Origin of the sequence: Jiangella mangrovi (assembly GCF_014204975.1) — a bacterium.
GTDB classification, from domain to species: domain Bacteria; phylum Actinomycetota; class Actinomycetes; order Jiangellales; family Jiangellaceae; genus Jiangella; species Jiangella mangrovi.
Window position 1 is genome coordinate 5,274,158 of record NZ_JACHMM010000001.1, and the last position, 23,163, is coordinate 5,297,320.

General features: G+C 71.7%; 19 protein-coding genes and 2 pseudogenes. 12 read left to right on the forward strand and 9 right to left on the reverse strand.

The annotated features are described in order from the left end of the window. Positions 1-106: 106 nt before the first annotated feature. Positions 107-596, reverse strand: a pseudogene (locus HD601_RS36000) (flavoprotein); the annotation flags it as partial. On the opposite strand from HD601_RS36000, the pseudogene HD601_RS24485 reads away from it, so the two are divergent. Continuing rightward, a pseudogene (locus tag HD601_RS24485) lies at positions 546-1,354 on the forward strand (helix-turn-helix domain-containing GNAT family N-acetyltransferase). The pseudogenes HD601_RS36000 and HD601_RS24485 sit on opposite strands and share 51 nt — an antisense overlap. Positions 1,355-1,844: 490 nt before the next feature. Here HD601_RS24485 and HD601_RS24490 read toward each other — a convergent pair. Further along, the gene (locus tag HD601_RS24490) at positions 1,845-3,980 is read right to left on the reverse strand and encodes an ATP-binding protein (protein WP_184826339.1); all 2,136 of its coding nucleotides are present in this window, start codon (positions 3,978-3,980) and stop codon (positions 1,845-1,847) included. Positions 3,981-4,089: 109 nt separating this feature from the next. Between HD601_RS24490 and HD601_RS24495 the strand changes: the two genes are divergently transcribed. Further along, entirely contained in the window at positions 4,090-4,725 is a 636-nt protein-coding gene (locus HD601_RS24495) for a hypothetical protein (RefSeq protein ID WP_184826341.1), read from the forward strand. 21 nt (positions 4,726-4,746) lie between these two features. Beyond that, positions 4,747-5,433, forward strand: a complete 687-nt coding sequence (locus HD601_RS24500) for a response regulator transcription factor (protein WP_184826343.1) — start codon at positions 4,747-4,749, stop codon at positions 5,431-5,433. A gap of 891 nt (positions 5,434-6,324) precedes the next feature. Here the strand turns inward: HD601_RS24500 and HD601_RS24505 are convergent. The 4 genes from HD601_RS24505 to HD601_RS24520 form a co-directional block, all read right to left on the reverse strand. After that, positions 6,325-6,735 carry a gluconokinase gene (locus HD601_RS24505; protein WP_221441274.1) on the reverse strand — a complete coding sequence of 137 codons (411 nt, stop codon included), beginning with the start codon at positions 6,733-6,735 and terminating at the stop codon, positions 6,325-6,327. A 134-nt stretch (positions 6,736-6,869) separates the two neighbouring features. Further along, positions 6,870-7,580 carry a GerMN domain-containing protein gene (locus tag HD601_RS24510; protein ID WP_184826345.1) on the reverse strand — a complete coding sequence of 237 codons (711 nt, stop codon included), beginning with the start codon at positions 7,578-7,580 and terminating at the stop codon, positions 6,870-6,872. After that, positions 7,577-8,980, reverse strand: coding sequence for an ATP-binding protein (locus HD601_RS34215; RefSeq protein WP_184826347.1), 1,404 nt, complete (start codon positions 8,978-8,980; stop codon positions 7,577-7,579). Before HD601_RS34215 ends, HD601_RS24510 begins: the two co-directional genes overlap by 4 nt. Next, positions 8,977-9,672, reverse strand: a complete 696-nt coding sequence (locus tag HD601_RS24520; RefSeq protein ID WP_343076444.1) for a winged helix-turn-helix domain-containing protein — start codon at positions 9,670-9,672, stop codon at positions 8,977-8,979. Before HD601_RS24520 ends, HD601_RS34215 begins: the two co-directional genes overlap by 4 nt. Before the next feature lie 215 nt (positions 9,673-9,887). Between HD601_RS24520 and HD601_RS24525 the strand changes: the two genes are divergently transcribed. The 3 genes from HD601_RS24525 (at position 9,888) to HD601_RS24535 (ending at position 11,553) form a co-directional block, all read left to right on the forward strand. Beyond that, a complete protein-coding gene (locus HD601_RS24525) occupies positions 9,888-10,190 on the forward strand; it encodes an STAS domain-containing protein (RefSeq protein WP_184826351.1) in 303 nt (100 codons plus the stop codon). Then, complete coding sequence (locus HD601_RS24530) at positions 10,187-10,627, forward strand: hypothetical protein (protein WP_184826353.1); 441 nt, start codon at positions 10,187-10,189, stop codon at positions 10,625-10,627. Before HD601_RS24525 ends, HD601_RS24530 begins: the two co-directional genes overlap by 4 nt. A 278-nt stretch (positions 10,628-10,905) precedes the next feature. Further along, on the forward strand, positions 10,906-11,553 hold the full coding sequence (locus HD601_RS24535) for a hypothetical protein (RefSeq protein ID WP_184826355.1): 648 nt from the start codon (positions 10,906-10,908) through the stop codon (positions 11,551-11,553). Positions 11,554-12,088: 535 nt separating this feature from the next. Here HD601_RS24535 and HD601_RS24540 read toward each other — a convergent pair. Both HD601_RS24540 and HD601_RS24545 read right to left on the reverse strand, forming a co-directional pair. Further along, complete coding sequence (locus tag HD601_RS24540) at positions 12,089-12,550, reverse strand: hypothetical protein (RefSeq protein WP_184826357.1); 462 nt, start codon at positions 12,548-12,550, stop codon at positions 12,089-12,091. After that, the gene (locus HD601_RS24545; RefSeq protein ID WP_184826359.1) at positions 12,547-13,314 is read right to left on the reverse strand and encodes an SDR family oxidoreductase; all 768 of its coding nucleotides are present in this window, start codon (positions 13,312-13,314) and stop codon (positions 12,547-12,549) included. Before HD601_RS24545 ends, HD601_RS24540 begins: the two co-directional genes overlap by 4 nt. Before the next feature lie 129 nt (positions 13,315-13,443). Here HD601_RS24545 and HD601_RS24550 point away from each other — a divergent pair, with 129 nt between their 5' ends. From HD601_RS24550 to HD601_RS24575, 6 genes are all read left to right on the forward strand, one after another. After that, complete coding sequence (locus HD601_RS24550) at positions 13,444-14,208, forward strand: NAD(P)H-binding protein (protein ID WP_184830160.1); 765 nt, start codon at positions 13,444-13,446, stop codon at positions 14,206-14,208. A gap of 129 nt (positions 14,209-14,337) precedes the next feature. Continuing rightward, positions 14,338-17,100 carry a helix-turn-helix transcriptional regulator gene (locus tag HD601_RS24555; RefSeq protein WP_221441277.1) on the forward strand — a complete coding sequence of 921 codons (2,763 nt, stop codon included), beginning with the start codon at positions 14,338-14,340 and terminating at the stop codon, positions 17,098-17,100. Between the two features lie 84 nt (positions 17,101-17,184). Beyond that, positions 17,185-17,814, forward strand: coding sequence for a sigma factor (locus HD601_RS24560; RefSeq protein ID WP_184826363.1), 630 nt, complete (start codon positions 17,185-17,187; stop codon positions 17,812-17,814). Positions 17,815-17,880: 66 nt separating this feature from the next. After that, on the forward strand, positions 17,881-18,603 hold the full coding sequence (locus tag HD601_RS24565) for an alpha/beta fold hydrolase (protein WP_184826365.1): 723 nt from the start codon (positions 17,881-17,883) through the stop codon (positions 18,601-18,603). Beyond that, entirely contained in the window at positions 18,600-19,520 is a 921-nt protein-coding gene (locus tag HD601_RS24570) for an NAD-dependent epimerase/dehydratase family protein (RefSeq protein WP_184826367.1), read from the forward strand. Before HD601_RS24565 ends, HD601_RS24570 begins: the two co-directional genes overlap by 4 nt. Then, entirely contained in the window at positions 19,517-22,252 is a 2,736-nt protein-coding gene (locus HD601_RS24575) for an HAD-IC family P-type ATPase (protein WP_184826369.1), read from the forward strand. Before HD601_RS24570 ends, HD601_RS24575 begins: the two co-directional genes overlap by 4 nt. Before the next feature lie 46 nt (positions 22,253-22,298). Here HD601_RS24575 and HD601_RS24580 read toward each other — a convergent pair whose 3' ends face one another. Next, positions 22,299-23,084, reverse strand: coding sequence for a class I SAM-dependent methyltransferase (locus HD601_RS24580; RefSeq protein ID WP_184826370.1), 786 nt, complete (start codon positions 23,082-23,084; stop codon positions 22,299-22,301). Between the last annotated feature and the right edge of the window lie 79 nt (positions 23,085-23,163).

The window sequence follows — 23,163 nt, forward strand, 5'->3', positions numbered from 1 at the left end:
GGGCGTCCTCCTGCCTGCGCTCATTGTCGAGCGCCGCGGCCTTCGGGCGGCGCGAGGACGCACCGAGCGTGTCGGCTGCCGTGCCCGGCAGCCGACGCCCTGTCGATCAGCCCAGCGTGCGAACCGGCGCAATCAGCGTGATCAGCTCCGGACCCGCCGAGACCCCACAGCAGCCGCCGCTGGCGTCGTCACCGTCGTAGCCGCCGGATCCGCCGCAGACGCCGGACTCCGGCAAGACGAGCTCGACGCGCTCGGCGCTCGCCCGGTCGCCGGCGAAGTCGGCGGCGATGCTGCGGACCTGCTCGTAGCCGGTCATGGCGAGGAAGGTGGGCCCCCGGCCGTAGCTCTTCATCCCCGCGAGGTACACGCCCGGCTCGGGGTGGGCCAGCTCGAGCACGCCGTGCGGCGACGCTGCCGCAGGAGTGGACGTTCGGGTCGATCATCGGCGCGAGCTTCACCGGCGCCTGCAGCGTGGCGTCCAGCTCCAGCCGCAGCTCGGACAGCCAGGCGAGGTCGGGGCGCAGGCCGGTCAGCGCGATCACGTGATCGACGCCATCGATGCGGCTCCCCGCATCCGGGACCAGGCTCACCCGGCCGTGCTGTCCGATCCCACCCGGGTGCGGTTGCTGCACGCCGTCGCCACCTCCCACGGCGGCATGACGGTCGGCGAGCTGACCGAGCTGCCCGGCATCAGCCAGTCGACGGCCTCACACCATGTGCGCAAGCTCGCCGACGCCCGCTTCGTCCACGTGGCCAAGGTCGGCACCAGCACCCGCGTCACCGTCAACGAGGCCTGCTGCACCGGCCTGCCGCACATGGCCGAGGTCGTCATGGGCATGACCGCCGCCAATCGTCCCTGCTGCCCCGACGACATCCCCGCCGACGTCTCCGTGCGCGAGCTGCGTGACGACGACTGGGCCGACGTGCGGCGCATCTACCGCCATGGCATCGACACCGGCATCGCCACCTTCGAGACGTCCGTGCCGCCGAGCACTCGGCTGGCCGCGGCCTGGCTGCCCGGGCACCGGTGGGTCGCCGAGATCGACGGCGCCCTCGTCGGCTGGACCTCGATCTCCCCGGTGTCCGACCGCGGCGTCGGCGAGACCTCGGTCTACGTCGACTCCGAGTTCCGCGGCCGCGGGGTCGGGAAGGCGCTGCTACGCCGACAGGTCACCGCCGCCGACAACGACGAGATCTGGACGCTGCAGACCTCGATCTTCACCGAGAACCCGCGCCAACCTCACCCTGCACCACCAGGCCGGCTACCGCACCGTCGGCATCCGCGAGCGCATCGCCCAGCGCGACGGCACCCTGGCACGACACCGTCCTGCTCGAGCGCCGCCGGAGTTCCTGATCCTCCGGCAGGCCCGGCACCCGCACCCACCGACAACGAAGTCCGACCGCGACGCGGCGCGCTGACGACGGCGATCCAGGCCAGTGGTAGCCCTGCGAGCAGGAGGATCGGCCAGGCTCTACTCACACGTGACGCCGGCCCATATGCCAGGAACTCGTCGACGCGCGGACCGACACGAGCCTGAACCCACTCGACGCACGCCCGGCGACCAAACCCCCGCTCGCCCGTGGTGATACTCGACGAACTGCGCCGGGAGCGACACGAGGAGGTAGCGATCCGACCCCCCGACGCGAGCGTCGTATTGCCGTCGAGGGACCGGCCGAACAGGCTCGAGTCCAAGCGTCGGCGGTCGCTTTCGGATACGTCCTGAGCCCGGCGGCGAAGAGGTGCACAGGTCTGCTCACGGATGGCCCTTGTGCTGCCTTGACGGGAAGCAGTAGCCCTGCGCGCTCACTCGAGAGGACGGCGATTCGATCGGTATCGGTGATCGTCATGTCGTCGTGATGTCAACCGTTCCTGACACCCGAGTGCCGATTCCCTGGGTGCTGTCGATGGTGAGGCTGCCGCCGACCGCGTCGAGTCGATCGGCGATGTTGACGAGTCCGGAACTCGACCGGCGTGCGTCGACGCGGTCGGGGCGGAATCCCTTGCCGTCGTCGACCACAGAGAAGGTCAGAGCATCCTCCTCGTCGACGAGCCGGACCTCGATCCTGGACGCGCCGCTGTGTGCGAACGCGTTCTGGATCGCCTCGAGGCAGGCGAAGTAGACCGCGGACTCGATCGCGGCGTCGTAGCGGCCGGTGCCATCGGCGGACACGGCGACGGGGATCGGCAGGTTGCGCACGTACGCCCGTAGCGCGGCCGCGACCCCGTCCTGGTCGAGGATCGGAGGTTGCAGGCCGCGGGCGAGGTCGCGCAGTGTGCCGACGGCAGCGTCGATCCCTTCGGCGACCTCGGCCAGGTCGGCGGCCAGAGCATCCGGGGTATCGGCCGATGCCGAGCCTGCCTGATCGGCGACCCGGGACTGGATGAGGGCGAGCCGCAATCGCAGGGCGACGAGTTGCGCTTGGGCCCCGTCGTGGAGGTCGCGCTCGACGCTGCGCCGGGCCGAGTCCTGGGCCTCGACCAGCCGCCGGCGCGAGGACCGCAGCTCGTCGAGCTGCGCTTCGAGCGTGGCGGTGAGCCGGGCGTTGTGCAGTGCGGCGCCTGCGACGTGCGCGACATCGGCCAGCAGCTCCCGTGCGTCCGGGGCGAGGTCGCCGGGAACATCGACCAGGAGCCGCAGCTCGCCGAAGTGTTCGCCGTGACTCGTGACCTGTTCGGTCAGCGCGGTGGTATGGGCGCCGTCGGGTCCGGTCGCGGCGGCCGGTTCGAACCCGCGATCACCGTGCAGCCATGCCTCGACGCGGCGTGCCCCGGTGCCCCGGCGCAGCGCGTCGACCACCCCGGCGAGCAGGTCGTCGTAGGCACCGCTGCCGGCGTGGGCCGCGACCTGAGACACCACCTCCATGCGATCAGCCGCCAGGCGGAACACGATCCGATCGATCAGCCGCCGCGCGGCACGACGCACCGGCTCCACACTCAGCGCCACGACGCCGACCGCGACCAGCGGCAGCACGTCGTTGTCGGTCAGCCGCGCCGCCAGCAGCCCGGCCGTGATCGTCACCGCGGCGAAGCCGATCGTCATCACCACCGAGAGGCCGGCCGCGACCGTGCTGCGGGCGAGCACGGGCTCGAGGTCATGGACCCGGAAGCGCGCGGCGGCGAGAGCGTAGGCGATCAGCAGCACCTGGAGCGCGATCAGCACCGTCGGGATCCACAACCACGGCCACGGGTAGGTCGCAATCCACAGAACGGCGAGCACGGCGACCGTGGTGCCGACCACCTGGAACGGTCGCCGATCGCCGGTGCCCGCCCGTCTCCAGTGCACGGCCAGGCCGGCCAGCGACCCTGCCGTCGCGGCAAGCAGAACCAGCAGGCCCGCCGCGAGGAGGACCTCGACGACCGCCGGCGTCTCGCTCACCGACCAGGTGCTCGTCGGCCAGCCGTCGATGATCAGGCCGATCAGGAAGACAGCCCCGCCGATGGCGGCCAGCCACAGCACGGCACGCCAGCGTGGACCCGGCAACCGCCCGTCAGGGAAGAGCACCGGAAGCACGGTGAGCAGGAGCACGACCTGTGGCAGCCACAACCAGTTCATGATCCACAGCGGCACCGAAGCCGTCAGCGGCATCTCCGCCGGGATCAGTGGATGGTCCTCGGTGATGGGCGCGTCGTAGCCCCACGAGACCATGGCCACATCGGCCATCGCCGCGACAGCGACGTGCGCGGCGCCCAGTCCCGAGATCACCAGGAGGACCGGTCCGATCGCGTTGTCGGCCCGGCGGAGCACGACCAGACGCCCGACCCATGACAGCGTCAACGCTGCCGGGGCGTTGTGGAACACGTAGAGCCCATACACCACGTCGGCCGATCGTCCACGCACCCAGAGCGAGGCGACAGCAACGACCGTCACCGCGGTGATGACCGCCGCCGCGACCGTCGCCGTCCGTCGCTGCATCGTCGGCGCCTCCACGCACCCGAGTATCGACCCCTGAGTACCGGCATGGGAGGCGGTCAGCCGCACCCGAGGGTGTGGCTGACCGCCCGTGCGATCGGCGGCCAGCGCCCTGGGCGCGGACGCCCGTCCGGTCCAGGCTCGACTCATCCGGTCCCGTGTCTACCTGGAGGTCATCATGACCGCACCGCCCGATCTCCGGCCAGGGCTACGTTTCCTGGCCTTCGCCGTCATCGCGGCACCAGTCGTGTTCCTGCTCAGCGACATCGCCTACCTCGTTGCCGGCAATGGCATCAACAACGGTGTCCTCGGCGGCACGATCGGTGTCTGGTCCTGTTTCCTCCTCGGCTGGGCGTTCGTCGGCGTCTCCCGCACTCTGGAGCCGCATGCTCCACGCGGTGCGCTCGCGCTCCTCATCCTCGCCATCCCGGCGGCCTGCGCGGGTGCGGCGTTCAACGTGAACGCGCTGCACTGGGACCACTTCGGCAGGGACTTCGTCGAGGCGGCCTTCGACGACGGCTCGGCAACCGTGGGGCTGCTGGCCTTCCTTCCGTGGGGATGGTTCGCCCCGGCGTCCTTCGTCCTCACCGGCATCCTGGTGTGGCGCACACGCATCGCACCCACCTGGGCAGCAGCGTTGACGACGCTCGGCGGCGTCCTCTTCTTCTCGGGTCGCCCCGCCGGCATCGAACCGCTGACCATCGCCGCCGATGTGGTCCTGGTCCTCGGCGTCGTGCCGATCGGGCTCGCGATGCTCTCCCGGGCCGGCCACGACCGAGCCGTGTCGCGCGCATCGCAGGTCGCGGCGCTCTGACCGGATCGCTACGGTGCCGTCATGAACGAAGCGCCCGCGATCAGGCTCGTCGCGGCCGAGGACAGCTACCTGATCCGGGAGGGACTCCGGCTGCTCCTGGCCACCCAGGACGACATCGACCTGGTGGGCACGGCGGCGTCCCTCCCGGAACTCGTCGCCGTCGTCGGCGAACACCGGCCCGACGTCCTGCTCACGGACGTGCGGATGCCGCCGGGCCAGGGTGACGAAGGCATCCGCGCGGCTGAGCAGTTCCGCGTCTCCCAGCCCGACCTGGGCGTCATCGTGCTGTCGCAGTACGTCGAACCGGACTGGGCCCTGCGCTTGTTCGAGCCCTCAGCCGCCGGCCGTGCGTACCTACTCAAGGAGCGTGTCGGCGACGTCGCCCAGCTCCGGCAGGCCATCGAATCCGTCAGGACCGGCGGATCCATGCTCGACCCGCGAGTCGTCGAAGCCCTGGTCCGGGCCCGCACCGCACGGACCCGGTCGCCACTGGCCCTGCTCACCCCGGCCGAGACCAACGTCCTCGAGCTCATGGCACGCGGACTGTCCAACGCCGGTATTGCCGCAAGGCTGCAGCTGTCCGAACGCGCGGTCGAGAAGCGCATCACCACTGTCCTGGCCAAACTCGACCTCGGTCCGGACGACGCCGACGCCCACAGACGCGTACGCGCCGTCCTGCTCTACCTCGCCGACTCGAGTTCGGATTAGTCAGCCGGTCGTCTCCAGTACCGTCTGCTGCGCCCGCCCACGACTCGTCCCTCGGACGGGCGGGTCGGCCACACTACGACCCTTCGACCGTGGACGGTCTCTGGCTGCACGGGTAGGCAGATGCCTTGGGTCGTCTCACCCCCACTGTGAGTCGATCAAATCCTCGTGCCGGGCTGTCCCCCGTTGCGGCGCCCGGCACGGGGGACAGATCGCCTGCCAGACGGGCGACGAACTCGGCTTTCAGTTCGATGCCGAGCCAGTCCCGGTCGAGCTGTTCCGCGGCCTTTCCCAGGAGGACTTCGCGGAGGTCGACGGCGTGCACCGCACCTAAATGGGCGGCCTCGAGTGCGGTGAGCGCAAAATCACCCTCAAGTCAGTGCAGCGCCATGCCCGAGAAGCTCGGCGTCGATCCCCGATGCTGCTGAGTCCCGGTGAGTAGACCCCAACCGGCCCCCGGCTGGCGCGGGTGATACAGATCTAGTCCGCTCGCAACCGGTAAGACCCCATCGCCAGTTGGTCAGCTCACGATCCTTGCCCGTCCGACAAGGTGGCCGGTCAGAGTCTGTGCGTGTGGCCGATCTGTCGCAGAACCAGGGAAGGGATGTATCCCTCCGGCCTGACGGTGTGTACGCGAAATGCGAGCCGTGCTGCCGTCCAACGTTGCCCACACTCGACGACCGGTCATCCGACCAGTTCACGGCCGTATTCATCGCCCGACTCGACGACGCCCACGATGCGTCAGCGCGATCGCGGGCATGAGAGCACGCGGCAGCCACGCACTCCCGGTCACCGCGTGCCTTGGGGCGGTTGCCGCACATCACCATCGAGCACCCGCGCCGCCGATGGGCCTTCGTGTGGTCGTAGTCCCAGCCATCAGATCCCCGCGCGTTCTCATCGAGCCGATCCGCCACCGCGTCGTGTCCTGGGTCGCCGGACGAGATCGCACCAAGCGGAGGCATCGAACTCGACGACGATGCCGACGACCGGGTCGCCGCAGGCCGCCTCGCGCAGCACGTCGCGGTAGACCCGGCGCAGCGCGGAACAGGTGACGACGGCGCTTCGGCACTGCTCGGCCTGGGCGCTCAGCCAGTCGCGGACGGTGCGCAGCCACGGCTCGCGGTCGGCGTCGGTCAGCGGCGCGCCGGCCGACATCTTGGCGACGTTGGCCGGCGGATGCATGTCGTCGGCCTCGGCGAACGGCCGGTCCAGCAGCTCGGCGAGGCGGGTCGCGACCGTCGTCTTGCCGGAGCCGGACACGCCCATGACGACGAGGTGCGGCGGGATGCTCGCGCCGTACAGCATCACACGAACCGCCGGTCTCGCATGCCGCCCATCGGAGCGCCTCGACTCGCCGGGCAGGCGGCGCGGATGACCGGCCCGACGCCGGCGACGACCATCAGGGTCGTGAGGATGAAGTAGCCCTGACGACCCCTGTGCTACTGGTCAGGAGTAGCAGGTCGGGGACAGCTGATCTCGCTTTCCAGGGCCGTTCCGGTGGGCAATGGGTCCTGGGGCACCGCGAGCAGGGTGGCGTACTCGGAGGCACCGAGTGGCCCGGTGGCCAGTTCGCCGCCTGGCAGCGGCACCTGGAGCTCCTCGTCATCGCGGAGCAGCTCGACCCGGTTGATGCCGGCGATCGAGGTGACCGAGAGCACGACCTGGGCGGCGGCGAGGGTGACCCGGCCGGTGCCGATCGCGTCGTTGGGTGCGACTTGGAGTCGCGCTGTGTCGCCGTCGAGGTCGCGGAGGGTGACCCATTCCTCGGGTGGGAGCGCGGTGCCGATGCCGGCGATCCGGTCCTCTTCGGGAGGGCCGGCCACCAGCTGCTCGAGGATCTTCTCGACGACTTCGGCGCGTGTGGCCACGCAGTAGCGGGCCGCGGTTCTGGCCACGAGGTGCTCGGTGGTGTCGACCCAGTACAGGTGCGGCGACAGGGACTGCTCGGGGGCCGGCGACGGGGCCGGTGCCTGTTCCGGAGCTTCGAGGAGTTGGTAGGGCACCGCGGCGTCGTCGATGACTCGGACGGAATCGTCGGACGGTACACCGCACCCGGCCAGCGCGCCCATCAGCACGGCCAGCAGTACCGCTGTGCTCGTCGTCAGCGTCGTGGTGCCCTTGGCGGTGCGTCTTCCGGCGCGCGGGGTCACGGCTGACCTCCGGATACGGGAAGGGAAAGGACGAAGTCGGCGCCTCCGGCAACGCTCTCACGGCACCATACCGAGCCGCCGTGGACGGCAACGGTCCGTTCGACGATGCTCAGCCCGAGCCCGCTGCCGCCGGTGGCGCCGCGGGCGCCGATCCGGGCGAATCGCTCGAAGATGCGCTCCCGCTCCTCCGAAGGCACCCCCGGGCCCGCGTCCTCGACGTGAATGTCGATGAACCGGCCCCGAGTGGCGATCCGGATACCAGTCAGCCCGCCGCCGTGGGTGTCGGCGTTGCGGATCAGGTTCGACAGTGCACGGCGGGCCTGGAGCGAGTCGACCCGCACCCACAGGCCGGCCGCCGCCGGCTCGGCCGTCACCAGATCGGTCGCCCCGAGCTCCGCCGGACCTGCAACATTCGCGATGCGAGTGTCGGCAACGGCCAGGCGAACGAGGTCGATCACCGGGACGGTCTCCCACTCCGACTCGCGGACGCCCGAGTCGAGACGCCCGAGGGCGATCAGGTCCTCCAACGCCTGGCGGAACCGTTCGAGCTCGGTCCCCATCAGCCGGACCGCAAGCGTGGACGACCCCGACAGCCCGGGTGCACCCTGCAGCACCCCGAGGGCTGTGGTGAGGGTGGCCAACGGCGTACGCAGCTCGTGGGCGACGTCCGCGGCGAACCGGGCATCACGATCGAACTGTTCGGTGACGGTGTCGACCATGTTGTTGAACGACCCCACCAGTGTGGCTAGGTCGGGGTCGTCGACCGGGTCCAGGCGGGTGGCGAGGTCGCCGCCGGAGATCCGGGCGGCCGCGACCGTGACCTGGTTGAGCGGGCGCAACACGGCGCGCGCGGCATAACGGCCCAGCAGCGCACCGGCAATCGTGGTGATCACCGCGCAGACGATGAGTGCGGTGCGCAGGGTGAACAGTGTCCTGTCGAGCTCCTCGGCAACAGTGACCTCGTAATACTCCGCATCCACCGCGGGCAGTGGGAGGCCGACCACGATGGCGGGCGGATCGGTCGCCCGGGTCCAACTCAGGCCGACTGACCCGTCGGCGACCGCCCGCTCGACGTGCTCGGTGGCCGCGTGGCTCTCCTCCACGAGGCCGGAGGAGTACCACTGCCCGCCGGTACGTACGTAGGCGACGGTGCGGTTCGGAAGCGCGATCGCATCGAGCACGTCGGCCACGCTGGCACCGGAAGTGCGCAGCCCATCCTTGGCCAGGGCAGCGTCGGTGTAGGCCTGTTGCAATGCCGTGCGCTCACGCTGCTCGATCAGGTAGTGCCGGGCCGACAAATAGGTCCCCAGGGCAAGGATCACGCTGATCGACAACGCCCAAGCGGCAAAGGCGGCCACCACCGATGACCGCAGTCCGCGCGCGGCCAGCCGAGCCCTCACTGCGGATCCAGCCGGTAGCCCAGGCCGCGGATCGTGAGAACGATCGCCGGGGCGCCGGGGTCCTGCTCGATCTTGGTCCGCAGCCGCCGAATGTGCACGTCCACGATCCGCTCGTCACCGAAGTGACCGTCGGTCCACACCCGTGCGAGCAGGCTGCCGCGACTCATCATCCTTCCGGAGTTCTCGGTCAACGCGTGTAAGAGCTTGAACTCGGTATGGGTCAGGTGCACGTCCTCGTCGCCGCGCCTGAGGGTGGCCGCGGCCGGGTCGAACACCAGCGGACCGTGCCCAGAGTCCAGCACTACCGCGGCGCCCACGTCGGGCGACCCATCAGCGGCGATATCGGGGCGCCGCAGCGCGGCCCGCAGCCGCGCCTGGACCTCGGCGACGTCGAACGGCTTGCGCACGTAGTCGTCGGCGCCGGCCTCCAGGGCCATCACCACATCCCGGGCACCGTCCCGGGCACTGATCACGATGATCGGGGCGGTCGTCTCCGGCCGGGCACCGCGGATGAAGGTGAACCCGTCCAGACCGCCCAACATCAGGTCGACCAGCATCACATCCACCCGCTCGGAGCGGACGAGGGCCAACGCGGTCACCGCCTCGGCGGCCTCGACGACGGTGTACCCGTCCTGCTCCAGCACCAGCCGCAGCGAGGTGCGCAGGCCGTAGTCGTCCTCCAGCACCAGCACCCGCCTCGACACACCCGGCATCGTCTCACCGACCCCCCGACCGCACGCCCGCGTCGACATCCACGGTCCGCATTGTCATGGAACTGCAAAGTGACCGTCGGGGCACCTCCACCTGGCCCGTGCAACCTGGGCCCATGCACCAGAGTGCTCACACGCCACGTCCGCGCCGAAGGCGTGCCCGGCGACCACTGTTCTACACGCGCGATGCCTCAGCCGTGGTGCTCCTGTCGGATCAGACCTTGCGTGAAGGCATCCACGACCTGCGCTGGCGCCTGGAGGAGATGCTGGCAGACGGCCCATCCGCGCTGGTGGTCGACGTGTCCGGACTGACCAGGCTCTCCTCCCCGACCATCGCCGCGCTCCTGTGGGCCAAGCGGCGCTGCACGGCCCGCGGGGTCCGGCTAACACTCACGCAGCCGGACCAGGCCATGGTGGGTCTCCTGCACCGAGCCGGGCTCGACGACGTCCTGGAAATCCACCCTGCTCGCGATTCGGCCCTTGGAAAGGCAACTCGATGACGAACCACCCGCGACCCGACTTTGTGGTCCACCCCGAGGACGCAATGGCGAAGGTTCAGGCCTGGACGGACTCCCGAGTCGTCGGTGAGCGTGCCGCCACTCGCCTCGAGATTCTCGCCGCCTTCGGCGTGCACCTGGGGTTGTCGGCCTCATCGAGGGAGATCACCGTGGACCTCGGCTGGCGCGACCCCAGCTGCGTGGAACTGACCATCGCCTGGTCGCCGTCGCGCGATGGAGCTGCTGACGACCCCGAGCCCTACGTGGCCGACGCCCTCACCGTGCTCACCAAGGAATGGACCCTTCACGACACCCGCCACGCGGCGGAACTGGTGTGCATCGTCGAGGACACCGGAAGCGACGACCGTAGCGATCAGGCCGAGGCGGCTCGGGCTGCACTCACCGACGGCCGCCGCCGGATGGCACCACAGACGGCATGACCTCGGAGGCCCGGACGAACCTCGGGCGCTGATCCGCCGCACTCGCCTCTCCTCGAGCACGGAGCCGTGGCGCCTCCACGCGCCCGCCTCCGTCCGATTTCGCAGCCACTGCGAACACGAACGTCCCCGGTCCCGGTGGTCAGGGGGGTTACCCCCGGGGCTGGGGACTGGGGTCTCGCGTGCGGGCGAGTCACCCCTGCGGGGTGATCTGCCCGGGGCGCGGATGACGCAGGGTGGGCCCGCGTGCTCAGCCGCGGGCGAGACCCTGGAGGTCGACGATGCCGGACGACGATGACCGGGTTCACCAGGCTGGCCGCACGGAGCTTCGCGAACTGGTCGCCGTCGTCGTCCTCTCCGTGACGGCGGTGCTCACCGCGTGGAGCGGATTCGAGGCCAGCAAATGGGGCGGCGAGATGTCGATCGCCTTCTCCCGGGCGTCGACCGCACGGATCGAGGCCTCCCGTGACGCTGCCGAGGCCGATGCCGCGCGTGGCTTCGACCTCGACGTGTTCAGCGTGTACGTCCAGGCGGTCGCCGCCGGCGACGAGGCGTTACGCCAGTTCGTGCAGACCCGCTTCACCGATCACTTCGCAGTCGCGTTCGACGCCTGGACGGCGATGTCGCCCCTCGCGAACCCCGACGCGCCCAAGAGCCCCTTCGCGCTCCCCGAATACCAACCACCGGGAGCGGCCGAAGCAGCGGCGGCAGATGCACGCGCCGACGCGCTCTTCGCCGAAGCCCTGGAGAACAACCAACGCGGCGACAACTACACGCTGCTGACGGTGCTGTTCGCGCTGGTGCTGTTCTTCACCGCGGTATCGCAGCGACTGCGCTCAGCGAGCCTGACCTGGGTGGTCATCGGTGGCGCGATGGCCTTGCTCCTCGTGGGTGTGGGCTTCCTCATCGCGTTCCCGAAGATCGTGTGAGCCGGATCGGCATAATGTGGGTCACACTCGCGAGGAGGGGAACCCGATCGTGGCAGTTGATCCCGATGCCGCCAGAGCTCGCGTGCATGCCACTGCCTCGCTGACCTCGGGAGCGAGGATCACGGAGCCGTCGAAGTGTGACGCCTCCCCCAGCGTCCGGTGTGCGTCGTCCCAGGTGCCGTCAGCAAGATCGAGGGTCGGGGACACCACGAGCCGCATATGGACGTCGCCACCGACGAGCCCCAGGCCGAGTTGGCCCGGCGGGCACCGGGGTCGAGGAGCATCTCCGGCCAACCTCAGTAGGCCTCGTTGAACCATCGAAGCGCAGCGGGACCTCGGGTGCGTACTCAGCGAGCCAGAACCGGTGAAACAGCGCCTGGTCGCAGGTGGGGATCACGACGGGGCTGCGGGTCACCCGGCGCAACTGGGCCAGGCCGGCCTCGAAGTAGCGCCACTGCTGCCACATGAGGTCTCGTTCAGGATCCTCGGCGAACTCGAACGCCACCTCCGCGACCGCGAGAACCCTGCTACGCCGTCACCTGCGCCCTGACGACAACCGGCGAGCCGGCCGGTCGGACTCCGCCCGGTCGAGCGCGCCCGCCATCGCGAACACGACAGCGGGCAGGACCACCGTCAGTGCCGAGGTGGTGACGATCAGGGTCACGGCGTCGGCGCCGCTCATGTGGTCCAGGTGCCGGCTGTGGAACACTGTGTGCGGCAGGCCGAACACGAACAGCGCTGCCGTGGCGGTGCGCACCAGCACCGGTGTCAGCCGGGTCGCGGCGACCACGAAGATCACCGTCATCCCGAGGTTCATGAAGCCGTAGTCGCGCACCAGGTGCTCGTTGTACGGCGGCAGCGCCGCCACCCAGCCGGTGTCGATCAGCGGGATGGGCCCGTCGTCGTAGAAGGACCGGGGCGCGAAACCTGCCCAGACGCCGAGCGTGGCGGTGAGCAGGCCGAGCACGATGACCAGCGCGCGGGTCCACGCCCTCATGATCGGCTCCGGTCCGGGGCGCCCTGGTCGTCCGAGCGCGCGGCGAGGTAGTCGGCGAAGGTGATCCGGCCGTCGGCGTGCTCGGGTGCCAGGTGGTAGCCGGCGCGCAGGCCGCCGAAGGCCCGTCCGGGCGCCCGGAATGGCACGACGGCGCGATGGCGCCCCGTCGAGCGCAAGTACATCCGGGCCATGTCGGTGGCCTTCATGATCTCCGGCCCGCCCATGTCGGCCACCCGGCCGGCGGGCGGTGCCAGCGCGAGGGCGGCGAGCCGCTCGGCCACGTCGGCGTGGTCCACCGACTGGAAGCTCACGTCTGGTACGAGCATCACCGGGAGCCGCGCGAGCGAGTCGAAGACCGAGCGGACGTAGTCGTGGAATTGTGTGGCCCGCTGGATCGTGTACGGGACGCCCGACTGCTCGATGATCCGCTCGGCGGCCACCTGGAGCCGGTAGTACTTGATCGGTATCCGGTCGATGCCGACGACCGAGATGAACAGCAGGTGCGACACGTCCGCGTCGGCGGCGGCCTCGGCGAGCGCGCGCTCCATATCGACGTTGCGGTGCGAGGTTGCTGTGTGGACCACCACCTCCACGCCGTCGAGCGCGGCCACGAGCCCGACGCCGGTCTTCCAGTCCACGGTGCGCAGGCCCGGCCCGGACCGCCGGCTGGTGACCCGAACGTCGTGCCCGGCCTGCCGGAGCCGGTCGACCACGAGAGAGCCCAGCCGCCCGGTGCCGCCGGTCACGAGAAATGTGGTTGTCATGCTCCCTAGACCGGGCAGCGGCACGAAACGTGACAGCAGCTCAGCGCTGTCACAATCGGAGCGCGCCGTCCGGTCCGAGGTGGTGACCGGACGGCGATCGGCGCCGCCGGCAGCACTCGGAGGTGCATGATGAAGATCGTCGTCATCGGCGGCAGCGGGCTGATCGGGTCCACCGTCGTCAACCGGCTCCGCGAACACGGGCACGAGGCCGTCCCGGCGTCGCTGGACACCGGCGTCGACATCCTCACCGGTGAGGGCCTGGCCGAGGTGATGGCCGGCGCGGACGTCGTCGTCGATGTGTCCAACTCCCCGTCGTTCGAGGACGAGGCGGTGCTGCGGTTCTTCGAGACGTCCACTCGGAACCTGCTCGCCGCCGAGGCGACCGCGCAGGTGGGCCACCACGTCGCGCTCTCGATCGTCGGGGCCGACCGGCTGCCCGACGGCGGCTACCTGCGGGCGAAGGTCGCCCAGGAGAAGCTGATCCAGGCCGGCCCGATCCCCTACTCGATCGTCCGCTCCACCCAGTTCTTCGAGTTCGTGAAGGCCATCGTCGACACCGCCACCGACGGCGACACGGTCCGGCTGCCGCACGTGCTCTTCCAGCCGATCGCCGCCGCCGACACCGCCTCGATGGTGGGCCGGACGGCGGCCGGGGCACCGCTGAACGGGATCGTCGAGATCGGCGGGCCCGAGCGATTCCGGTTCGACGACTTCGTCCGCGACGGCCTGGCCGCCCGGCACGATCCGCGCAGGGTGGTCGCCGATCCGCACGCCCGCTACTTCGGCACCGAGCTCGACGAGCGGTCGATCGTGCCCGGCGACGGCGCGGTCCTCGGCGAGACCCGGTACGCGGACTGGCTGAGCCGGACGGCGGCCGCTGCCGGAGCTGGCTAGGGGTCTTGTCCGGAGGGAACCACGAGTGCCAGGCTGGGTGATCGGCGCCGGCCGGACGCCCGGACGCGTTCGGCGGCACCATCCGACCGCTGGGAGGCCGTCGTGCAACTCGGGGCACGCCCTCCACGGTTGCTCCGCGGGCGGGACACGGAGTGCGACGTCCTGCTCGAGCTGATCCGGGCGGCTCGATCGGGTCAGAGCGCCGTGCTCGCGGTGCAGGGCGAGGCGGGCATCGGCAAGACGGCGCTGCTCGACTACCTCGTCGACGCTGCGACCGGCTGCCGCGTGCTCCGTGCCGCCGGCGTCGAGTCGGAGATGGAGCTCGCCTTCGCGGGCCTGCACCAGCTGTGCAACCCGCTGCTCGACGGGCTGGACGGGCTGCCGGCGCCGCAGGCCGAGGCGCTGGGGACGGCGTTCGGCATGCGGGCCGGCAAGCCGCCCGACCGGTTCGTCATCGGGCTCGGAGTGCTGACCCTGCTCTCCGAGCATGCGGGTGACCAGCCCCTGATCTGTGTGATCGACGACGCGCAGTGGCTCGACCAGGCGTCTGCCCAGATCCTCACGTTCGTCGCGCGCCGGCTGGCCGCGGAGTCCGTCGTCATGGTGTTCGCGGCCCGCGCGCGTGAGGACGAGCAGGCCTGGGCGGGCCTGCCGCGGCTCATGGTGCACGGGCTGAAGCAGGCCGACGCCGTCGCCGTGCTGGAGTCGGTGGTCACGACACCGTTGGACGTCCGGGTGCGCGACCGGATCCTCGCCGAGACGCGGGGCAACCCGCTGGCGCTGCTGGAGCTGCCGCGTTGGCTGTCATCGGCGGAGCTGACGTTCGGGCCCGACCAGACGGCGGCCGGAACCGTCGCGGGTCGCTTGGAGGAGCGGTTCCGCCGCCGGCTCGAGCCGCTGCCCGCGGAGACCCGGCGTCTCCTGCTGATCGCGGCGGCCGAGCCACTGGGCGACGTCGGCCTGCTCTGGCGCGCGGCCGAGCGGCTGGGACTCGGGGAGGACGCGGCCACCCCGGCCGAGGCCGCGGACCTGATCGACGTGTGGGACACCGTGCGATTCCGGCACCCGCTCGTGCGTTCCGCCGTCTACCGCTCCGCCGCGCTACGGGACCGGCAGGCGGCCCACCGTGCGCTCGCCGAGGCCACCGACCCGGACCGCGACCCGGACCGGCGGGCCTGGCACCGCGCGCACGCCGCCTCCGGACCGGACGAGGCCGTGGCCGCGGAGCTGGAGCGCTCCGCCGACCGCGCGCTCGCACACGGCGGCCTCGCGGCCGGGGCTGCCTTCCTCGCGCGGGCGGCCAGGCTGACCCCCGACGGCGTCAGCCGAGTCGAACGCGAGCTCAAGGCGGCCCAGACCATGCTGCACGCGGGGGCGTTCGACGACGCTCTGCAGCTGCTCGGCCTGCTCGACCACCGATCGCTGACCGAGCTGCAACGCGCCCGCGCCGAGGTGCTCCGGGCGCAGATCGCGTTCGCCTCGAACCGCGGCGACGAGGCGCTGCCGCTGTTGCTGGCCGCCGCCCGCCGGCTGGAGCCGCTCGATCTCGAGCTCGCACTCGACACGTACGTGACCGCGCTCGAGGCCACCCTGTTCGCCGCGCGGCGCATCGGCGAGGCGGGGGCGGTGGAGGTCGCCCACGCGGCACTGAGCGCTCCCGTCCCGCTCCGCCCACGCCGCAGCGACCAGCTGCTGCAGTGCATGGCGGTGCTCCAGGTCGACGGCTACGCCGCCTCCACGAGGCTGATGCGCGACGTCACCGAGGCGTACCTGGAAGAGCACCTCCCCCTCGAGGAGGGACTCCGCTTCCTGGTGCTCGCCGGCTCGATGGCGTGCGACCGATGGGACCTGCCCGGCTGGACCGCGATCGCGGAGCGGCACCTCGAGTACACCCGCGAGGCCGGTGCCCTGAACGCGCTCCAGTTCGCCCTGAACAGCGTGGTCTATCCGCGCTTGTTCCGTGGCGACCTCGCCACCGCGGGCGCGCTACTCGACGAGGCGAACGCGCTGGCCGAAGTGGCCGGGACGACGCTGCACCCGTACGGCGCCATCGGCCTGGCGGCGTACCGCGGGGACACCGGGGCGGAGGAGCTGATCACCGCCGCGAAGACGGACGCCACCGCACGCGGCGAGGGCTTGGTCGTCGTGCTGACGTCGTGGGCGAACGCGGTGATCCGCAACGGCAATGGCGACTACCCGGCCGCGCTCGCGCACTGCCGGGAGTTCCTCTTCCCTCCCGGCAACGATGACGGGCGCCCGGTGTTCCTCCCGGTCGGGAGCCAGCCCGGTGGCTGGACGCTGGCCGAACTGGTCGAGGCGGCCACGCGGTGCGGCGAGCACTCCACCGCGGCCGCCGCGGCCGGGCTGCTCGCCGAGATCGCCGCGGCCAGCGGCACCGACTGGGCGCTGGGCATCGCCGCACGCTCCGCCGCTCAGCTCCACGACGCCGGCCCGGCCGACGACCTCTTCCGCGAGGCGATCGACCGTCTGGGCCAAGCCGGGGTCGGCGTCGAGCAGGCGCGGACCCGGCTGCTCTACGGCGAGTGGCTGCGTCGCGCCGGCCGCCGCTCCGACGCGCGGACCCAGTTGCGCGACGCCCACGACGCGCTGACGGCGATGGGCGTCGACGCGTTCGCCGAGCGGGCCCGCCGCGAGCTGGCCGCCACCGGCGAGACGGTGCGCCGACGGCGGGCCGACACCCGCAAGGAGCTCACCGCCCAAGAGCTGCACATCGCCCGCCTCGCCGCGGACGGACGCACCAACCCCGAGATCGGCGCCGAGCTCTACCTCAGCCGGCACACCGTCGAGTGGCACCTGCGCAAGGTGTTCGCGAAGCTGGACGTGACCAGCCGCCGGCAGCTGCGGAGCGCGCTGGAACGCCCCGTCGCCTGACAATGCACGTGGCCGCGTGGCCACGGCAACGGCCACGCACTCTCAAGGGCGCGACGCCGCTCCCCCTGACGCGAGGCTGCCGGCATGAGCACGCGACTGTCGGACCCGCCGCTCGACCACGCCACGTCGGTCTTCGCCGGCGCCCGGCCCCGGCTCCTCGCGATCGCCTTCCGGATTCTCCAGGACCCCGGCGACGCCGAGGACATCGTGCAGGACGCCTGGCTGCGGTGGCAGCGCACCGACCGGTCGGTCGTCCTCGACCCGGCCGCTTTCCTCGCCACGACGACCACGCGGCTCGCGCTGAACGCCGCGCGCTGCGCCCGCCGGCGCCATGAGGCCCCGGTGGCCGGCCGGTTCGTGGAGGCGGTCGAGGGCGGCGCCGGCCCCCAGGTCGAGGCCGAGCGCCGCGACGCCGTCGAGGCCGTCATCACCCTGCTCATGGAGCGGCTCACGCCGGTCGAGCGTGCCACGTACCTGCTGCGCGAGGGGTTCGACTACCCGTACCGACGGATCGCCGAGCTACTCCGGCTACAGGTCGCCCACACCCGCCAGCTCGCGCGACGGGCACGTCTGGGCCTCGCTTCGGATCGCCGGGAACCGGTCGACGCGGCGGCCCGGCGGCGCCTGGTCGAGGCGTTTCTCGCGGCGGCCCGGACCGGCGACCTCGCCGTCCTCGAGACCCTGCTCGCCCGGTCGGCGCTGCGAGGGACATAGGGCTGTCACAACCGGCGCGCCCAACCGGTCATACCGGGTGATCGTCACCAGAGAAGGGGAAGTCCGATGTCCGAGCAGAGACCGACCGTCGTTCTCGTCCACGGCGCGTTCGCCGAGTCCGCGAGCTGGTCCGGCGTCGTCGAGAGGTTACGCGAGCGCGACCTCGACGTCGTCGCGGCAGCCAACCCGTTGCGGAGCCTGTCCGGCGACGCCGCCTACGTCCGCGACGTCATCGCCGCGATCGACGGCCCCGTGGTGCTCGCGGCCCACTCCTACGGCGGCATGGTGATCACCGAGGCCGCCGCCGGCAGCGCCGCCGTCGCCGCCCTCGTCTACGTCTGCGCGTTCGCGCCCGACCACGGCGAGACCGCCTTCGGGCTGTCGACGAAGTTCCCCGGCAGCACGCTGGGCGACGCGCTCGCCGCCCATCCCGTGTCGACCGGCGGCAACGACCTCGCCATCCGGCCGGACGTCTTCCACCACCAGTTCGCCGCCGACGTCTCCCCCGCCCAGGCCGCCGTCATGGCCGCCACCCAGCGCCCGGTCACCGACACGGCGCTCACCGAGGGACTGCCGACGGACACGCCGGCCTGGCAGACGATCCCGTCGTGGTTCGTCTTCAGCGACCAGGACCTCAACATCCCCGTCGACCTGCACCGGTTCATGGCCGAGCGGGCCGGTGCCAAGGTGATCCGCGAGCTGCGCGGGGCGTCGCACGCGCTCAGCGTCTCCGAACCCGAGGCCGTGGCGGCGACGATCCTCGAGGCCTTGGACGCGGTGACGACGTGAAGATCGTCGTGATCGGCGGCACCGGGCTGGTCGGCTCCTCCGTCGTCGCCCTGCTGCGGCAGCACGGCCACGAGGCCGTGGCGGCGTCGCGGCGGACCGGGGTCGACGCCGTCACGGGCGCCGGCCTGGCCGACGCGCTGACCGGCGCGACGGTCGTGGTCGACGTCGCCGACTCGCCGTCGCTGGAGCACGAGGCCGCGCTGCACTTCTTCGAGACGTCCACGCGGAACCTGCTCACGGCGGAGTCCGAGGCGGGGGTGCGCCACCACGTCGCGCTGTCGGTCGTCGGCGCCGAGCGGCTCCCCGACATCGGCTACTTCCGCGCCAAGCTGGTGCAGGAGAACCTGGTCATGAGCTCGCCGATCCCTTTCACCGTCACGCGGGCGACCCAGTTCTTCGAGTTCCTCATGCGCATCGCCGACGCCGCCACCGACGGCGACGCGGTGCGGCTCGCGCCGGTGCTCGTGCAGCCCGTCGCCGCCGACGACGTCGCCGCGATGCTCGGGCGCGTCGCGGTGGAACCGCCGGCCAACGGCGTCGTCGAGATCGCGGGTCCCGAACGCTTCCGCTTCGACGAGCTGGTCTGGGACGACCTCTCCGCCCGCGACGACCCCCGCTCGGTCGTCACCGATGAGCGGGCCCGCCACTTCGGCGCCCTGCTCAGCGAGCTGTCCCTCGTCCCGCACGACGGCGCGTGGCTCGGCAGCACGCGGTTCGCGGACTGGCTGCGGCACCGGCGGACGACGCTGGCCGCCGAGGTCGCGCTGGTCAAGTCCAGTCACCTCGACGACGCCATGCGCGAGCCCGTCGCGAACTGGCGGTTCGACCCGGCCGAGGCCCAGTGGTACGGCGCGGTGCTGCACGACCTCCGCGACGCCGTTGTGCATGGGAAGCGGCGGACGGGCGCGGACCGGTGAGCCTGGTCCGCGACGGCCACGGGCAGCCCGCCGGCGAGGTCGCCCTCGGGCTGGGTACGAACACCGACGCCGGGCTCACCACGGCCGAGGCCCGGCGGCGGCTGGAACACTACGGCCCCAACGCGCTGCCGCCCGCGCGGCGGATCGGTGCCATGGTCCGGCTGCTGCGCCAGCTGCACCATCCACTCGTCTACGTCCTGCTGGCCGCCGCGCTGGTCACGGGCCTGCTGGGCGAGTACGTCGACTGCGGCGTCATCGTCGGCGTCGTCACGCTGAACGCGGTAGTGGGCTTCGTCCAGGAGTCCCGGGCGGAGGGCGCCCTCGAAGGCCTGCAGGCCATGGTGCGCACCCGGGCGCGATTGGTCCGCGACGGCAGGGCGCAGGTGGTCCCGTCCGAGGAGGTCGTGCCCGGCGACCTCGTCGTGCTCGAGGCCGGCGACAAGGTCCCCGCCGACCTGCGCCTCGTCCGGTCGAGCCGGCTGAGCGTCGACGAGTCCGCCCTGACCGGCGAATCCGTGCCCGTGGACAAGGACGAGGCCGCGGTCCTGACCGCCGCGACACCGGTGGCGGACCGGCGCAACCTGGCCTACTCGGGCACCCTGGTCACCGCCGGTAGCGGCGCCGGCGTGGTCGTGGCCACCGGGGCGGCGACGGAGCTCGGCGCCATCCACCGACTGGTCGAGGCGGCCGAGACGCTGGCGACGCCGCTGACGGCGAAGCTGACCTCGTTCAGCCGGGTGCTGACAGTGGCGATCCTGGCCCTCGCGGTGGTGACGTTCGGTGTCGGGCTGCTCCGCGGCCAGGGGGCCGCCGAGACCTTCACAGCCGCCATCGCCCTCGCCGTCGGCGCCATCCCCGAGGGACTGCCGGCCGCGGTGACGATCACGCTGGCGATCGGCGTGTCGCGGATGGCCCGCCGGCGCGCGGTGATCCGCCGGCTGCCCGCCGTCGAGACCCTCGGCAGCACGACGGTCATCTGCACGGACAAGACCGGCACGCTGACCCGCAACGAGATGACCGTCCGCGCTATCTGGACCCCGGGCGGCGAGTACGAGGTCACCGGGTCCGGGTACCAGCCGTCCGGCTCGCTCGTCGACGCGGCCGACCGGCCGGTGACCATCGACGACGGTGTCAGCGGTGCGGCCCTGCGGTGGTCGCTGCTCGCCGGCGCCGCGTGCACCGACGCCTCCATCCACCGCGACGGCGAGCGGTGGGTCGTGGTCGGCGACCCGACCGAGGCGGCCATGGTCGTCGCCGCGGCCAAGGCCGGGTTCGACGCCTCGTCGGTAGCCGCCGGCTATCCCCGTCGGGCCACCCTGCCGTTCAGCTCCGAACTGCAGTACATGGCCACCCTGCACGACGAGGCCGCGACCGGCCGTCGCATCGTCCTCGCGAAGGGCTCGGTCGAGCGGCTGCTCGACCTCTGCCACGCCCAGCTCGACGCGGCCGGCGACCCTGTCCCCCTTGACTCCGGCCGCGCCCACGCTGCCGCAGCCGGTCTAGCCGATCGCGGCCTGCGCGTGCTCGCGACCGCCATGAGCGTCGTCGGCGGGAATGACGAGCTCAGTCCGGGCGGGCTGGCCGGCCGGCTGGTGTTCACGGGGCTGCAGGCGATGCACGACCCGCCCCGCGAGGCTGCGGCGGACGCCGTCCGGGCCTGCCGGACCGCGGGCATCTCGGTGAAGATGATCACCGGGGACCACGCCGCCACGGCGGCGGCGATCGCCCACCGGACCGGGTTGCTCGACGACGACGCACCGGCCGGGACGGTGGTCACCGGCGCCGACCTCGACGCCCTCCCGCCCGAGCGGTTCGGCGATGCCGTCGACGGGGCCCGCGTGTTCGCGCGGGTGTCGCCGGAGCAGAAGCTTCGCCTGGTCGAGGCACTGCAGAGCCGCCGCCACGTCGTCGCCATGACCGGCGACGGCGTCAACGACGCGCCCGCCCTGCAGCAGGCCGACATCGGCGTCGCCATGGGCGCCGGCGGCACCGAGGTGGCCAAGGACGCCTCCGACATGGTGCTCACCGACGACGACTTCGCCACCATCGAGGCCGCCGTCGAGGAGGGCCGCGGCGTCTTCGACAACCTCACCAAGTTCATCGTCTGGACGCTGCCGACCAACATCGGCGAAGGGCTCGTCATCCTCGCCGCGATCGCGTTCGGCACCGCGCTGCCGATCCTGCCCACGCAGATCCTTTGGATCAACATGACGACGGCGGTCGCCCTGGGCCTCACCCTCGCCTTCGAGCCGAAGGAGGCGGGCATCATGACCCGTCCGCCTCGCGACCCGGATCAGCCGCTGCTCACCACCAGCCTGGCCACGCGGATCCTCCTCGTCTCGACCCTGCTGGTCGGAGGGTCGTGGTGGCTGTTCGAGTGGGAGGTCTCCGCGGGCGCGGGACTCGCCGAGGCCCGCACCGCGGCGCTGAACCTCTTCGTCGTCGTCGCTGCGTTCTACCTGTTCAGCTGCCGCTCCCCGGTCCGGTCGGCGTGGCGGATCGGGCTATTCACGAACCCGTGGATCATCGTCGGGGTGGCCGTCCAGGCGCTGGCCCAGCTGGCCCTGACCTACCTGCCCGCCATGAACGCCGTGTTCGGCACCGAGCCGATCGGCGCGGACACCTGGATGCGGATTCTCCTCATCGCCACACTCGCCGCGGCCGTGGTAGGGCTGCACAAGTGGACCGGATCGCGCTCGGTCGCGCGGCGCCGCACCAGCACCTTCAGATGAAGAAGGCCCGGGCCGGATCGGTGAACCCGGCGACGAGCTCGGCCGACTACTGCTCGAGGCCATGCGGGCGTGAGACGACGAGCACCAGGGAGCCGTCGAAGTGTGATGCTTTCCGCAGCGCCCGGTGTGCGTCGTCCCAGGTGCCGTCGGCCAGATCGCGGGTCAGGGACACCACGAACCGCATGTGGACGTCAGCACCGACGAGGCCCCAGGCCGAGTTGGCCCGGCGGGCATCGGGGTCGAGAAGCATCTCCGGCCGCCCGTAGTAGGCCTCGTTGAACCCGTCGACGCAGCGCAGCGGGATCGGCAGCCCGTGGACCTCGGTAGTCCCGCCCAGCGCTGCCCGGATCCGGTCGATGGCCGGGTACCGGCGCGCCTCGGCATCGACGACCTCGGGCGCGTACTCGGTCAGCCAGAACCGGTGCAGCATCGCCGGATCGCAGGTGAGGATCACGACGGGGCCACGGGTCACCCGACGCAGCTGGGCCAGGCCGAGCTCGAGGTGGCGCCACTGGTGCACCGCGAACGTCGCCATGGCCGCACCGAAGGTGTCGTCTGCGAACGGCAACTCCTCCGCGGTCGCATCGATCGCCTCGGCCAGCGCTGCGGGGCGCTCCGCACGCAACGCGGCCGACGGCTCGACGGCGGTGACATCACGATCGGGTGGCTCGTACGACCCCGCGCCGGCGCCCACGTTCACGACCGTCTGGGCGTCGCCGAGAGCTGCGGAGATGGCGGAGGCGAACTCGGGCTCGGGCCTCCGGTGGGTGCGGTAGCCGGGACCGAACTCGCCGTAATCGGCATCACTCGCCGACCCGTCCGCCGCCCGCATCTCGGACCCCACCTTCCCTATCGGTCGCCCACGAAATCGTCCTCCACGCTAACCGGTCTGGATCCGGAGCCGCCGGGGG